Genomic DNA, 13,160 nt, shown 5'->3' on the forward strand with positions numbered 1-13,160 from the left:
TTCATTACGAATGCTTTTTTGATTAAAACTTAGCGCTACCTGGTTCACGTGGGAATGGGATAACATCTCTGATGTTTTCCATTCCAGTTACGTACATAACTAAACGTTCGAAACCAATTCCGAAACCGGAATGTTTGATTTCACCATATTTTCTAAGATCTTGGTACCAGTCATATTCTTCTGGATTTAGGTTAAATTCTTTAATCTTGTCGTTTAAGACATCATATCTTTCTTCACGTTCACTACCACCAACGATTTCACCAATACCTGGTACTAAACAGTCGGCTGCAGCAACAGTCTTACCATCGTCATTATCACGCATGTAGAATGCTTTGATATCACGTGGGTAGTCAGTTAAGAAAGTAGGGCGTTTGTATACTTCTTCACACAAGTATCTTTCATGTTCAGATTGTAAATCAATTCCCCATTCAACAGGTACTTTAAATTCAGTATCTGCATCTTGTAGAATCTTAACGGCATCAGTATAAGTAACACGAGCAAAGTCTTCGCTAGCAGTTTTCTTTAGTTTTTCAATTAAACCAGGTTTAACGTTTTCATCTAAGAAAGCTAGTTCGTCTTGAGCATGTTCTAATACGTAGTTGATAACGTATTTTAGAAGACCTTCAGCAACATCCATCATACCTGGAAGACGAGTGTATGCCATATCAGGTTCAATCATCCAGAATTCTGAAGCATGACGAGGAGTATGTGAGTTTTCAGCTCTAAAAGTAGGACCGAAAGTATATACGTTCTTGAATGCCATTGTAAATGCTTCTTCAGGAAGTTGACCACTAACTGTTAGGTTAGTTTCAGTCTTGAAGAAATCTTTTGAGTTATCAACATTACCTTGATCATCTTTAGGTAGGTTGTTCATGTCCATTGTAGTAACTCTGAACATTTCACCGGCACCTTCAGTATCACTACTTGTGATGATTGGAGTGTTTACGTAAACAAAATCTTGGTGTTGTAGATATTCATGAACGGCAAATGAAGCTAGTGAACGAATTCTAAATACTGAGTAGAAAGTATTAGTACGTGGACGTAAATGTGCAATAGTACGTAAGAATTCATAAGTTTGTTTTTTCTTTTGTAGAGGGTAATCTAAATCTGATTTACCAACTAGTTCAACTTTGTCACCATGGACTTCAAATGGTTGTGGAGCATCTGGAGTTTTAACAAATGCACCTTCAACAATGATAGTAGAAGCAATTGGTAATTTGCTAATTGTTTCGAAGTTTTCGTTACTCTTTTTAACGATTACTTGAGCACTCTTGAAGCAAGAACCATCGTTTAATTCAATAAAACTAATGTTTTTTGAACCGCGAATGGTTTTGATTGAACCTTCAAGAGCAACGACAGTGTTATCTTCAATGTCTTTAGTGTATAAATCTTTAACACTAAGTTGTTGCATAAAAATTCACGCCTTTCCATATTATAAATACGAGATAAATAAAAAAACTCCCATCCTAAACATAGGACGGAAGTTCCGCGGTACCACCTAAAGTGCCTTTAATAGGCCACTCAAATCAAATAACGCTTTGAACGCGTTTATTCCTACTGAAGATTCAGAATAAAAACAAATAGGTGTTATTCATTAATATTAGTGCTGTTAAGCTTTCACTGTCCTTAACTCGCTAAAAGGTAATACTAATTACTTATCCGTATTTACAGTTTCATATTAACTATTTAACACTTAAATATTACCACTATTTAAGTGTTAAATACAATATAAAGTTATCAATTAACGTAAAAGCAATTTGTTTGATTTTGCAACTGTACTAGTGGATAATTAGCACATTAGTCTAAAGGAGTGAAGATAATGCCATTAATGAGAATTGATGTAATTAAAGGACACGATAAAGAGTACTTAAAACAATTAATGCAAGTTTCTTACGAAGTAATGTTAGCTTGTTTCGGTGCACCAGAAGGTGATCGTTACCAAATTTTGACCCAACATGAAGATTTTGAAATGAATATTTTAGATACTGGTTTGGGAATTGAAAGAACTAATGATGTGGTTGTTTTCAGTTTAACTACTAGACCACGTACCGAAGAACAAAAATTAAAGTTCTACCATGATTTAGCTGAAAAACTGGAACAAACGATTGGATTGAAAAAATCAGATTTAATGATTAATTTGACTACCAATACTGATACTGATTGGAGCTTTGGTAATGGAATCGCTCAATTTATCGACGGTCCATTAAAGTAGGTGCCAAGATGAAAGCAGTAACAATAGCGAGCGTAAAAAATGAAAACTCATTGGTAGATGTGCAAACACCAAAACTATTAGATGGCCAAGTATTAATAAAAATTCATGCCGTTGGTGTTAACCATGTTGATTTATTATGGGCGGATCAAAAAGTGAAGTCTGACGATACAATTCCAGGATTAGAAGTTGCTGGAGAAATTGTCGAAAGCAAATCTACTGACTACCATAAAGGACAACGTGTAATGACACTTTTGGATAATGGTGGATATGCTGAGTATGTCGCAGTTAACCAAGAAAGAATTATGTTAGTTCCTGATAAGATTGAATATGATGTAGCTGCCACGATTCCAGAAAGTTATTTAACCGCTTATCAAACACTATTTACCATTGGTAATTTAAAAGACAATCAATCTGTATTAATTCACGCTGGAGCTAGTGGAGTTGGTACCGCAGCAATTCAACTGGTTAAAAAGTTAACCAATGCCCAAGTAATTACAACTTCTAGTAGTAAGAAAACCGGAATCTGTTTGAATTATGGTGCTGATGTAGCCATTGACTACATTAGTCAAGATTTCGTTGAAGAAGTCCAAAAGGCAACCGATAATCGTGGGGTGGATTTAATCATTGATTTCATTGGTGCCAGCTATTATCAACAAAACATTGCTTCTCTAGCGTTTGAAGGAAAACTAGTACTAGTTGGTAACTTAGGTGGAAGCGTTGTTGAAAGCATGAACATCATGGATATCATTGGTAAACGAGTTAGCGTAGAGGGAACATTATTATCAACACGTTCCAATCAATATAAGGCTGACTTAATTTCATCATTTAGCAAAGATGTATTACCACTATTAAATGATAATCAAATTGATTTAAAAGTTGGCAATCATTTTAAGTTAAGTGAATCTAGAGATGCTTTAGCATGTATGAGAAATAAAGAAAATATTGGTAAAATCATTTTATCTGTTGATTAAAGTCGTTGAAAAACGGCTTTTTTATTTACTAATTATTTGGAATTAGTTATTCTATTAATAATTCTTCTGGGAGCGTAAAGATGGCAAAGAAACTATGTAAATTCAATTTTTTATCTAAGTATGTAAAAGAGAGTGCAGATCGACATGCATTATTTTCAGTTGGAAATACAATTGAAAGTTTTGTTATATCCATTATTAAAATCGTATTAGCAATAATTATTTCATCAACATGGGTATTAGTGTTTGGTATTTATTATGGAATCATGTTTATTACGAGGGTTATTTTCTTACACGTATACACTAAGGAAAGATTACATAAATATACTGAAAAACAAGATTTGAGATATTTATTAAGGGGTGCCATAACTTATATTGTTTTAGGAATCTCATTTGTATTGATTTGCCTGTATTTATATCTCAATATAGATCCACAGGTATACGCTAAAAACGTAATGTTAGCAATTGCCACACTTGGTTTCATTAAAATCATTTCATCAATTATTGGATTAACTAAGTCGAGAAAATTATATAGTCCGGCAATTACATTTATTAAGTCTTTAAATGTAATCGATGGTTTAATGGCCATTATAGTTACGCAATATGCGATTTTATCAACTGAAAATTCACATAATGCTTCTGAATCAACTGGACTGTTTGGAATGGGACTTGGATCAATAATAATTTTAATCGGATTAATTTTAATCATATATGTTCATACACAAAATAAGGACTCCTAAATCTGGAATCCTTATTTTATTTTATACTGTCAAGTCTCAAATTGTTACAAATTATGCCCTTTTTTTTAATATTTTGTAAAGAAATTGGGAAAAATTGTAATTTGTGTATATTATTCTTGCAACATTAACATTGTACAATGTACTTAATCATAGTGTTAAAGGATGAGAATATGTTAAGACTTAAATATGTATTAATGATTGTTGGAGTTACATTGGTAGGAATGTTCTGTATGTCATTTGGTTCTATGCAAAGCCATGCAGCACAAAATAATGTATACGATTTATCAGAGTGGCAAGGTAAATTTACTGATGATCAAGTAAAAAAATTAAAGGACGAAGTACCATTTGTTATTTTAAGAGTTCAGTTTGGTAGTGCTTATTACGACAAGACTTTTGATAACAATGTCGCTTTAATGAAGAAGTATAATGTTCCATATGGAGTATATTCATTTAGTCAGTATACTGATCCAAACGATGCTGCTGATGAAGCTAAGGCATTATATAATAGAGCACCTGATGCTAAGTTCTATGTTAATGACTATGAACAACAAACCGTAAAATCTGGTGGAACTAACGAATCAACATTAGCTTGGATTAATGCACTTAGACCGTTAGTTGGAAATAGAAAGATTCTGTTCTATTCATACCAAAGCTTTATGTTAACGCATGCAGCACAAGCAATTAGTGCCTATGATGGTTATTGGCTGGCTGCATATCAAACAAATGAGCCACAAAGAGAACACGTCTTATGGCAATATACTGACCATTACTATTCACCAGCACTAGGTCAATATGTTGACTCCAGTTTACTAACAGTTAAAAATAGTGACTGGTTCATTGGTAATACGACTCCAAAGTCTAATGCTAAATATGAAAAGATAAATGGAATTTTCACAGTTAGATCAAGAGCTACTGATAACTTTTATAACCATGTAGTTGGTGATAATAAGTATGCAAGCAAATTAAAAGTAAGTAATGAAGTTGCTAATTATAAAGGAAAAACTATTTCATACAATATGAAGGCGACTGTTAATAATGAAACTTATTATCGTACTTACTTTGATGGCCATCTTTTGGGATGGATTAACGTAAAGGCGTTAGGTCCTCATATCACATACTCAAGGGTTAATATGACTAAACAAATTAAAGCTAAAAATTACTATAATTTCTACAATCATGTTGTAGATAGCCACTTTACTAATACTCATAAACTAGTAAATGGCAGTAAGTATGCTGGTAAGAGAGTTCACATAACTGGAAGAGCCATAAAGGATGGTTGGCATAGTTATTATTACAAGTGTTATTACGAAGGCAAATTTATTGGATGGATTTATCAACGAGCATTTTAAAAAGCATTGTCCTAAGACGATGCTTTTTTATTTTTTATATTAATTTCAATCAAAAAAGGGCATAAATCATTACGCTTTATGCCCTTTTTATTAAAAATGTTGTATAAAAGTTATTAAGAAAATCTTAAGATTACCTCTAAAAATAAGATATTTTACATTAAGTGTATAAAAATAAACTATTTTATTAATAAAAAATTAACTAGCTTATATCTTTCTTAATCTTTTAAGACATTATATAATCTTTTGTATTGCATAAGAAAAACGAAAATAGTATGAGTTTAATGAGAGGATAGAATATTTTGAATATACCCATACCAAGTAAAAAGATAGTTGTAACCATGATTGGAACTTTAATGGTTGGTACTTCATTATTGACACAAGGGTATCAAGTAAATGCTGCTAAGAAATCAATTAGCACAGAACAAGTTAAAGTAAAAGGTAATAAGAAGGTTTATAAAAATGATCAAGCTAATTCTGTCAAAGCGAGATCAGCAAAAGATTATTTTGGCGGTAAAGAACTTTATGCGAAAGCAGAATCAACTGTTAAGAAGAAAGGTAAGACCCAAAAATTTAAGTTAGTCGAAAGTAAAGACAAGACTAAAAAGGGTTGGATGTACACAGGCGATATTATTTCTGTTCATCAAAATAATGCAGCTCCAGCAGCTGCGAAGTCAACTTCATTAAATACAATAATAGACAATGATGATATCGGGGAACAAACCGATAATACTGATGGTAATGTTACGAAGATGTCTGACTCGCAAATCATAGCTAGTGTAAGAAGTCAGTTCGTACAATTTGTTAAGTCAAGTCGTTCTAATACCAAAAATGGTAGTTGGTTAAGAAGTGCAGGTTTAGATAAAGTGGCTCAAGAAAGAGCAAACTATGTAAATCCTGCCTTAGGGGATGCATCTCACTATACAACAGCTAATGGAAAACGCCATAAGCAATTAGCCGCAATATTAGATGGTCAATCTATGGGAATTGTTGGAAACCAAAATAACATTTATGAATCAAATGGATATGCGAATTTAGATAATCGGATTTCTAATGTTAGCAAGTACGTTGGATATTTTAAAGAAATGATTACTAATGATGCGGACTCTGGATACGGTCATATGGATCAATTGCTAGGTAATGAAGGCTATGGGTTAAGACACTACGGGATTGGAATTCGCGTTATTAGAATGAATCGTAGCGTACAAATTAATATTGTTATACTTTCTGCTGATAGTAAATATTAAAAAAGGATTGTAATCGTTGATTACAATCCTTTTTTATTCAATGGAGGCGGCGGGAGTCGAACCCGCGTCCGAGCATATCGCCATTCGAACATCTACGCTCATAGGGATACTATTTAAACTTCACTAATCAGAGCACCGTATTCCGGGGTTAACGTGATTAGCTAACCTGATTAATCTCTTTTGCTTAACTTCAGGTGTGAGCAAGCAACGTAAGCCTATTATTATATAAAACCCAAGTTAGCCCCTAGGCAAAGCTAGTTGGATTGTCGTAGACTGCTTATTAGGCAGCTAAAGCGACGTTGTTTGAATTATTGTTTGCAGTTATAATTTAAAAACTGGACGGTTGAGCAGACGCCGCTGCGAACGCAATCCGAATTCGAACTATACCCGTCGAATCCATAACGCCCCCAAAAGATACATATCAATGTTACCATATTTAAGAAGGTAGTAAAATAATTATATCAGATAAAAGACTTATTTTAATGTGTTTAGTACATATTTATTGGTATAATATAATACAAACCTAAAAATTGAGGGTGAACAAATGAAAAGCAATGCCATTGCTAGTGAAAGAGTGCCATCTTTTTACGTTCGTTTGAAACATCGTCGCGTAGAAAAATGGTATATTTCTAACATGCAAGATGCTAAGTCTAAAAGACAATCTTTTCGTCATGAAGACGAACTAACTAAATTTGAAATTGATCAAATCGGCTTTTTTCAAAATCATCTTTGGTTTCATTTTGAAAATGAAGTTACTAACGGTTGGATTCCCAATAAATTCATTCGTAAAAACTATCGAGTGTTGAGTTTAACACAAATTGAATTTAGCGAAGTGAACTCTAATGAGGCTAATGCCTTATCAACGTTAGTTCATTTTTCAAAACCGGATTATCCAGTCTTTGAAAAAATTGATTCAACAGTTGATAATTTAACAGATAAAGAATATAAAACAGTATTAGTAAATAGTGTTGGTTCATACAAGAACATTACTAAAAAGTCATTCCGTCGCTTAAGAAGTCAGATTAGTCGAAATCGACCGGTTTTAATCTGGGGTAGACGTGATAGTCAATGTTTGGTCTTATTTGGATTTAATCATAAAATATTCTTTTACTATGATCCAGAAGACGGACTAAAGAAGGTTATTACCATTAAAGAGTTAACAAAGTTATGGAAAAAAAGTGGCTATAAAGCCATTAGTTACTAAAAAAGACAGCCAAATAATGGTTGTCTTTTTAATTATCACCCGCACGGGGATCGAACCCGTAACTCCGCCTTGAGAGGGCGACGTCTTAAACCAGTTTGACCAGCGGGCAATAAAACTTACACTTTCAATATTACTATCCAATATTATTGATGTCAACGCACCTGACATGTTGACATTAACGAAATCTTTGTATTAATATTGAATACGTGATGTTCATTGGGCATTCGCCAAATTGGTAAGGCAGAGGACTCTGAATCCTTAATTTACTGGTTCGAGTCCAGTATGCCCAATAAGCTGATATTCATAAGCGGGTATTAGTTGTCATAACGCTGTCATGTTGGGGATGATGGCGTTTTTTTAGTATCCAAGTTTATTCGTTAAAAGTCATTAACATATGGGCAAAGGACATTTACTAAACACTTTAGAAATGTTGATATCACAATCATTTTATAACTAGCGAAAAAAATAAATGACAGTTATCATGGAATAATTTATTGAAAAATAAAAAGAGATGCCAATGCATCTCTTTTTTATTTAATGGTAATGCCCATGCTATTTTTGAAGTGGCTCAATGCGAAGTCGTGACCAGCTTGTGATAGACCTGCAACACCTTGTTCGTGGACGATAATATTATAATTTAAGTTATATGCAGAAACAGCGGTGTGTAATACACAGATTTCGGTACATACACCCACTAAATGAATAGTATCGATCTTTCGTTCTCTTAGATATAAATCTAAATCAGTTCCAGCAAAAGAACTGTATCTAGTTTTATCGAACATGTATACATTTTTTTCATTCGCATGCTGGTTATACCAATCATTTAGTGATCCGTAAAATTCTCGCCCCCAAGTATCTTTTAGGTTATGTGGTGGGAATAATTTAGTTTCTGGGTGATATGGATTGTTTTCTTCGTGTAAATCGGTTGGTAATATTACTTCGTTACCGGATGATCTAAATTGTTCTGCTAAATCCACAATATAATCTACTAAAACTTGTCCAGGTTTTCCAACAGTTAAGTTACCATTGTCGTCTACAAAATCGTTAGTGTAGTCAATGATAAGAAGGGCTTCTTTAGGCATAATAATTATCTCCTTAATTATATTACTACTATTATATATGATAATTATAGAAATGCCATTAAATATTATATAAATTATAAGTTTGCTTTAATTGAACTTTTATCTTTCGAAATAGCTTAAATTGATACCGTTTAGAAAAATAACGATTGAGTTCAATATCATTAAATCGATATTAATTTCTTTAGTAATAAAGAACATAAATAGACTGTAAACGAAAATAAAACATAAAATGGATATTTTTATCGGTCTGATAATTGTAGTGAAATTAATGATGATTTGAGAGATTAGTAATAAACAAAAGATATTGAATATTAAAGCAACAGTGGTTTCATTAATCGAACTGATATCTGAAATCATGTGGTTGGAACTTAAATGGATCATACTGACAAAGAAGTATAAAGCTGCCAATAGACCTTCTGATATTGAAATTACAATGTTAAAGATAATTTTTTTCATAATTTATGCTCCTAAGAAATCAAAAATTCACGGAATAAATTATACATCATGTATAAAAAATGGTCAATCCATTCCTTTTGATAGCATAAAACAAATGTTATGGTAAACTTTATTTAATTATGTTTTTTTTGATAGGGATAAAAAGGTTACTTATAGATAATTTTAAAAAAATGGATGGGTTAATTAACGTTGTTTTAACCTTGCTAACAATGGATTTTAATTTTTAATGGAAGGGAGTGAAATTGAGTAATGTAATCACTTTCAAAAATGATTTTGGAAGTATATAATTACTCTTTGATTTCAAAAAATTCGGAAAAAATAAAATAGTTCGGAGTGAATACTTAAATGATTAGACTAGCTAAAAAATATTTAGTTTGGTGGGCAGTGGTAGCAGCTGTTCTTTTTATGGTTGCTCAAGTGTCTTCAGACTTATATTTACCAACCGTTACATCTAATATCATTGATAAAGGTGTCGCACAAAATAATGTCAGTTACATATGGTCACAAGGTTTTAAAATGCTGGCAGTTGCATTCGTTGGGGTAATTTCCGCTGGTGGAAATATCTTCTTTGCAGCCACCCAATCTCAAAAGATGGGTAAAAAGATTAGATCTGCTTTATACAGAAAAATTATTTACTTAGCGGATCAAGATTTAGATAAATTTGGGGATGCTTCATTAATTACTAGAAATACTAATGATGTTGTCCAAATCCAAAACGTTATGATTCAAGTATTAAGAATGATGGTAATGGCTCCAATCATGTTAGTAGGGGCTATGATTCTTGCATTTGTTAAGAGTCCACATTTAACTGTTGTCTTCTTATGTTCTCTACTTGTATTAGCTGTATCTGTATCAATCGTAATGATGTTTGCAGGACCTTTGTTTAGAAAATTACAAGGTCAAACAGATAAGTTAAACCTAGTCTTTAGAGAAGGGTTAACTGGTGTTCGAGTTATTAGAGCATTCAATCGTGATAGCTATGAACAAAATCGTTTTGATAAATACAACAATAAATATGCTAAAACAGGAACTAAGGTATTTATGATTACTTCATTAATGTTCCCATTAATGACATTCATCCTTAGTGGAACCAATGTTGGAATCGTTTGGTTTGGTGCCAAAATGATTTCTCATAACACTTTAGCTGTTGGTAACTTAGTTGCATTCATGACTTATGCAACTCAAATCTTAATTAGTTTTATGATGTTATCAATGCTTTTTGTTTTCATTCCAAGAGCACAAGCTTCTGCTGCTCGTATTAATGAAGTTTTAGATGTGAAAGATTCAATCGTTGATGGTGAAAATGTTGTTGAACCTAAGAGCAGTGATGCTTCAATCGAATTTGATCACGTTGACTTCAAGTATGGTGATACTGATAAATTATCATTATCAGATATCAATTTTAAGGCGAAGTCTGGACAAACAGTTGCCATTATCGGAGAAACTGGTTCTGGTAAATCAAGTTTAGTTAATTTGATTCCACGTCTTTATGATGTTACAAATGGTGAAATTAAGATTAACGGAACATCTGTAAAAGATATGACCCAAAAGGATCTTCACAAGCTAATTTCCATTACTCAACAAAAGGCGGTTCTATTTACAGGAACTGTTCGTGAAAACATGTTGTATGGTAATGAAAATGCTACCGATGATGAAATTTGGCATGCATTAAGCATTGCTCGTGCTGATGACTTTGTTAAAGAAGAAGGCGGATTAGATTCACGTGTTGAACAAAACGGTGATAACTTCTCTGGTGGTCAAAAGCAACGTTTAGCAATCGCTAGAACTATTTTGAAGAATGCTGACATTTATGTATTCGATGATTCATTCTCAGCATTAGACTTCAAGACTGATGCGTTATTACGTCAAGCTCTTAACAATGATGAAAAAATTCAAAAGGCCATCACAGTTATTGTGGCACAAAGAATTTCCACTGTTGCTGATGCTGACTTAATCTTAGTATTGAGCAATGGTAAGGTGGTTGGTTCAGGTAACCACAAGGAATTATCAGAAAACAACCCTTATTACCGTGCTATCTTAGCATCACAAATCAAGGAAGGGGATGACCAAAATGCATAATCACAGTCGTGGTAAAAAAGAAAAACCAGAAAACTTCTGGTCAGCAACTTGGCGTTTAGTTAAATACGTTAAGCCATGGTTGTTGGGAATTATTATTACCTTAATCATGTCGGTCGCTGCGGTTATTCTCCAAATTGTTACTCCTAAGGTTTTAGGGGAAGCAACAACTGAAATTTATAAAGGTGTTACCAAAGCTTTTGTAATGAAGAAAATGGGACTACATGTCTCAACATTACCAATTGATTTTAGTGCAGTTGGTCATATCTTAATTATTGTCGCTGCTTTATATATTGTGGCTGCATTATTCAATGTTGGGCAACAATTTATCATGACTTACATTTCACAAAAAGTTGTCTACCAATTAAGAAAAGATTTAAAAGCAAAACTACAAAGATTACCAATTTCATATTACGACACTCATTCAAATGGGGATATTATGTCTAGAATGATTAACGATATGGATAACATCTCTACAATGCTTCAAACGAACTTAACTCAATTTATTACTAGTGTGCTATTGTTCTTTGGTGTTTTATATATGATGTTAACAATTAGTTTCTCACTAACATTAGTCGCTTTATGTACATTGCCATTAATTGGAATTATTGTTGGTGTGATCGCACCTAAATCACAAAAGTTCTTTAGTAAGCAACAAAGTCATTTAGGGGAAGTTAACAGTCAAGTTGAAGAAAACTTTGCTGGACACACAATCATTAAGACTTTTAACCGTGAAGAAGAAGCAATTAAAAAGTTTGAAGAACAAAACGATAAATACTACAGCTTTGCATGGAAGGCTCAATTTGTTTCAAGTTTTATGTTCCCATTAATGAACTTCGTTAAAAACTTGAACTATGTTTTTGTTGCCGTTTTTGGTGGGATTAAAGTTGCGGCTGGAACTGTTACATTAGGTAATGTTCAAGCGTTTTTACAATATGTAAACATGTTTAACCAACCAATTACCAACCTTGCTAACTTAACTAATACCATTCAATCAACCATTGCTTCTGCTGAAAGAATTTTTAAAATTCTAGATGAACCAGAAATGGTGGATGAAAAAGTAGATATTGCACCAATCGAAACTACTGACAAGATTAAGTTTGAAAATGTTAACTTTAGATACTTACCAGATAATCCACTAATTAAGGACTTCAATTTGGATGTTGAAAAGGGAACAACAGTAGCGATTGTTGGACCTACAGGGGCTGGTAAAACCACTATTATTAACTTGTTAGAAAGATTCTATGATATTGATTCAGGATCAATTAAATTAGATGGTGTGGATACTCGTCAAATGAGTAGAAGTGATTTGCGTTCTCACATTGCAATGGTGCTACAAGATAGTTGGCTATTTACTGGAACTATTTTTGACAACATTAAGTATGGAAATGCAGATGCTACTGATGAAGATGTATACCGTGCTGCTAAAGAAGCACAAGCAGATGAATTCATTGAAAAACTACCTGATGGATATAACACGGTTCTAAATGAATCAGCATCCAACGTATCACAAGGTCAACGTCAATTGATTACAATTGCGCGTGCGTTCTTAGCTAACCCAGACATTTTAATTTTAGATGAAGCAACTAGTTCTGTTGATACAAGAACTGAATCGTTAATTCAAGATGCAATGGATAATCTAATTAAGGGTAGAACTAGTTTCGTGGTTGCCCACAGATTATCAACAGTCCAAAATGCCGAAAAGATTATTGTTATGAATCATGGACAAATTAAAGAAACCGGAAATCATCAATCATTGATGGCTGAAAATGGTTTCTATGCTGATTTATATAACTCTCAATTTATTGGTAACAACCTATAAGATAGAA

11 protein-coding genes, 2 tRNA genes, 1 other RNA gene and 1 other annotated feature are annotated in these 13,160 nt (G+C 32.9%); of the genes, 9 read left to right on the forward strand and 5 right to left on the reverse strand.

The features are described from left to right. Positions 1 to 22: 22 nt before the first annotated feature. Positions 23 to 1,411, reverse strand: a complete 1,389-nt coding sequence (gene asnS / locus ABWU86_RS00180; RefSeq protein WP_293792987.1) for an asparagine--tRNA ligase — start codon at positions 1,409 to 1,411, stop codon at positions 23 to 25. 59 nt (positions 1,412 to 1,470) lie between these two features. Then, positions 1,471 to 1,678: a binding site (T-box leader), on the reverse strand. A gap of 141 nt (positions 1,679 to 1,819) precedes the next feature. Between asnS and ABWU86_RS00185 the strand changes: the two genes are divergently transcribed. The 5 genes from ABWU86_RS00185 to ABWU86_RS00205 all read left to right on the forward strand — a co-directional run bounded on the left by ABWU86_RS00185 (position 1,820) and on the right by ABWU86_RS00205 (position 6,513). After that, entirely contained in the window at positions 1,820 to 2,212 is a 393-nt protein-coding gene (locus ABWU86_RS00185; RefSeq protein ID WP_293792984.1) for a tautomerase family protein, read from the forward strand. 8 nt (positions 2,213 to 2,220) lie between these two features. Further along, on the forward strand, positions 2,221 to 3,183 hold the full coding sequence (locus tag ABWU86_RS00190; RefSeq protein WP_293792982.1) for an NAD(P)H-quinone oxidoreductase: 963 nt from the start codon (positions 2,221 to 2,223) through the stop codon (positions 3,181 to 3,183). An 80-nt stretch (positions 3,184 to 3,263) separates the two neighbouring features. Continuing rightward, positions 3,264 to 3,920, forward strand: a complete 657-nt coding sequence (locus ABWU86_RS00195; RefSeq protein WP_293792981.1) for a hypothetical protein — start codon at positions 3,264 to 3,266, stop codon at positions 3,918 to 3,920. A 170-nt stretch (positions 3,921 to 4,090) separates the two neighbouring features. After that, the gene (locus ABWU86_RS00200; RefSeq protein ID WP_353320825.1) at positions 4,091 to 5,269 is read left to right on the forward strand and encodes a GH25 family lysozyme; all 1,179 of its coding nucleotides are present in this window, start codon (positions 4,091 to 4,093) and stop codon (positions 5,267 to 5,269) included. A gap of 299 nt (positions 5,270 to 5,568) precedes the next feature. Then, entirely contained in the window at positions 5,569 to 6,513 is a 945-nt protein-coding gene (locus tag ABWU86_RS00205) for a hypothetical protein (protein WP_353320827.1), read from the forward strand. Between the two features lie 38 nt (positions 6,514 to 6,551). Here the strand turns inward: ABWU86_RS00205 and ssrA are convergent. Further along, positions 6,552 to 6,922: a transfer-messenger RNA gene (gene ssrA / locus ABWU86_RS00210) on the reverse strand. A gap of 135 nt (positions 6,923 to 7,057) precedes the next feature. Here ssrA and ABWU86_RS00215 point away from each other — a divergent pair. Next, the gene (locus tag ABWU86_RS00215) at positions 7,058 to 7,717 is read left to right on the forward strand and encodes a cysteine peptidase family C39 domain-containing protein (protein ID WP_293792975.1); all 660 of its coding nucleotides are present in this window, start codon (positions 7,058 to 7,060) and stop codon (positions 7,715 to 7,717) included. Between the two features lie 35 nt (positions 7,718 to 7,752). Here the strand turns inward: ABWU86_RS00215 and ABWU86_RS00220 are convergent. Further along, positions 7,753 to 7,826 (reverse strand) — tRNA-Glu (locus ABWU86_RS00220). A gap of 108 nt (positions 7,827 to 7,934) precedes the next feature. Between ABWU86_RS00220 and ABWU86_RS00225 the strand changes: the two genes are divergently transcribed. Beyond that, a tRNA-Gln gene (locus ABWU86_RS00225) sits at positions 7,935 to 8,007 on the forward strand. Between the two features lie 240 nt (positions 8,008 to 8,247). Here ABWU86_RS00225 and ABWU86_RS00230 read toward each other — a convergent pair. Together ABWU86_RS00230 and ABWU86_RS00235 are read right to left on the reverse strand one after the other, a co-directional pair. After that, complete coding sequence (locus tag ABWU86_RS00230) at positions 8,248 to 8,799, reverse strand: cysteine hydrolase family protein (protein ID WP_353320829.1); 552 nt, start codon at positions 8,797 to 8,799, stop codon at positions 8,248 to 8,250. Positions 8,800 to 8,898: 99 nt separating this feature from the next. Continuing rightward, the gene (locus ABWU86_RS00235) at positions 8,899 to 9,255 is read right to left on the reverse strand and encodes a hypothetical protein (protein ID WP_293793871.1); all 357 of its coding nucleotides are present in this window, start codon (positions 9,253 to 9,255) and stop codon (positions 8,899 to 8,901) included. Positions 9,256 to 9,600: 345 nt separating this feature from the next. On the opposite strand from ABWU86_RS00235, the gene ABWU86_RS00240 reads away from it, so the two are divergent. Then, the gene (locus ABWU86_RS00240; RefSeq protein ID WP_293793868.1) at positions 9,601 to 11,334 is read left to right on the forward strand and encodes an ABC transporter ATP-binding protein; all 1,734 of its coding nucleotides are present in this window, start codon (positions 9,601 to 9,603) and stop codon (positions 11,332 to 11,334) included. Continuing rightward, positions 11,327 to 13,153: an ABC transporter ATP-binding protein gene (locus tag ABWU86_RS00245; RefSeq protein WP_293793866.1), complete on the forward strand. Its 1,827-nt coding sequence runs from the start codon at positions 11,327 to 11,329 to the stop codon at positions 13,151 to 13,153. Before ABWU86_RS00240 ends, ABWU86_RS00245 begins: the two co-directional genes overlap by 8 nt. Positions 13,154 to 13,160 lie beyond the last annotated feature (7 nt).

Source organism: Apilactobacillus pseudapinorum (assembly GCF_040369555.1).
Lineage (GTDB): Bacteria > Bacillota > Bacilli > Lactobacillales > Lactobacillaceae > Apilactobacillus.

Bases quoted from the DNA above. Each gene is read 5' to 3' on its own strand.
- asnS (WP_293792987.1), bottom strand. From the start codon at position 1,411: ATGCAACAACTTAGTGTTAAAGATTTATACACTAAAGACATTGAAGAT.
- ABWU86_RS00185 (WP_293792984.1), top strand. From the start codon at position 1,820: ATGCCATTAATGAGAATTGATGTAATTAAAGGACACGATAAAGAGTAC.
- ABWU86_RS00190 (WP_293792982.1), top strand. From the start codon at position 2,221: ATGAAAGCAGTAACAATAGCGAGCGTAAAAAATGAAAACTCATTGGTA.
- ABWU86_RS00195 (WP_293792981.1), top strand. From the start codon at position 3,264: ATGGCAAAGAAACTATGTAAATTCAATTTTTTATCTAAGTATGTAAAA.
- ABWU86_RS00200 (WP_353320825.1), top strand. From the start codon at position 4,091: ATGTTAAGACTTAAATATGTATTAATGATTGTTGGAGTTACATTGGTA.
- ABWU86_RS00215 (WP_293792975.1), top strand. From the start codon at position 7,058: ATGAAAAGCAATGCCATTGCTAGTGAAAGAGTGCCATCTTTTTACGTT.
- ABWU86_RS00230 (WP_353320829.1), bottom strand. From the start codon at position 8,799: ATGCCTAAAGAAGCCCTTCTTATCATTGACTACACTAACGATTTTGTA.
- ABWU86_RS00235 (WP_293793871.1), bottom strand. From the start codon at position 9,255: ATGAAAAAAATTATCTTTAACATTGTAATTTCAATATCAGAAGGTCTA.
- ABWU86_RS00240 (WP_293793868.1), top strand. From the start codon at position 9,601: ATGATTAGACTAGCTAAAAAATATTTAGTTTGGTGGGCAGTGGTAGCA.
- ABWU86_RS00245 (WP_293793866.1), top strand. From the start codon at position 11,327: ATGCATAATCACAGTCGTGGTAAAAAAGAAAAACCAGAAAACTTCTGG.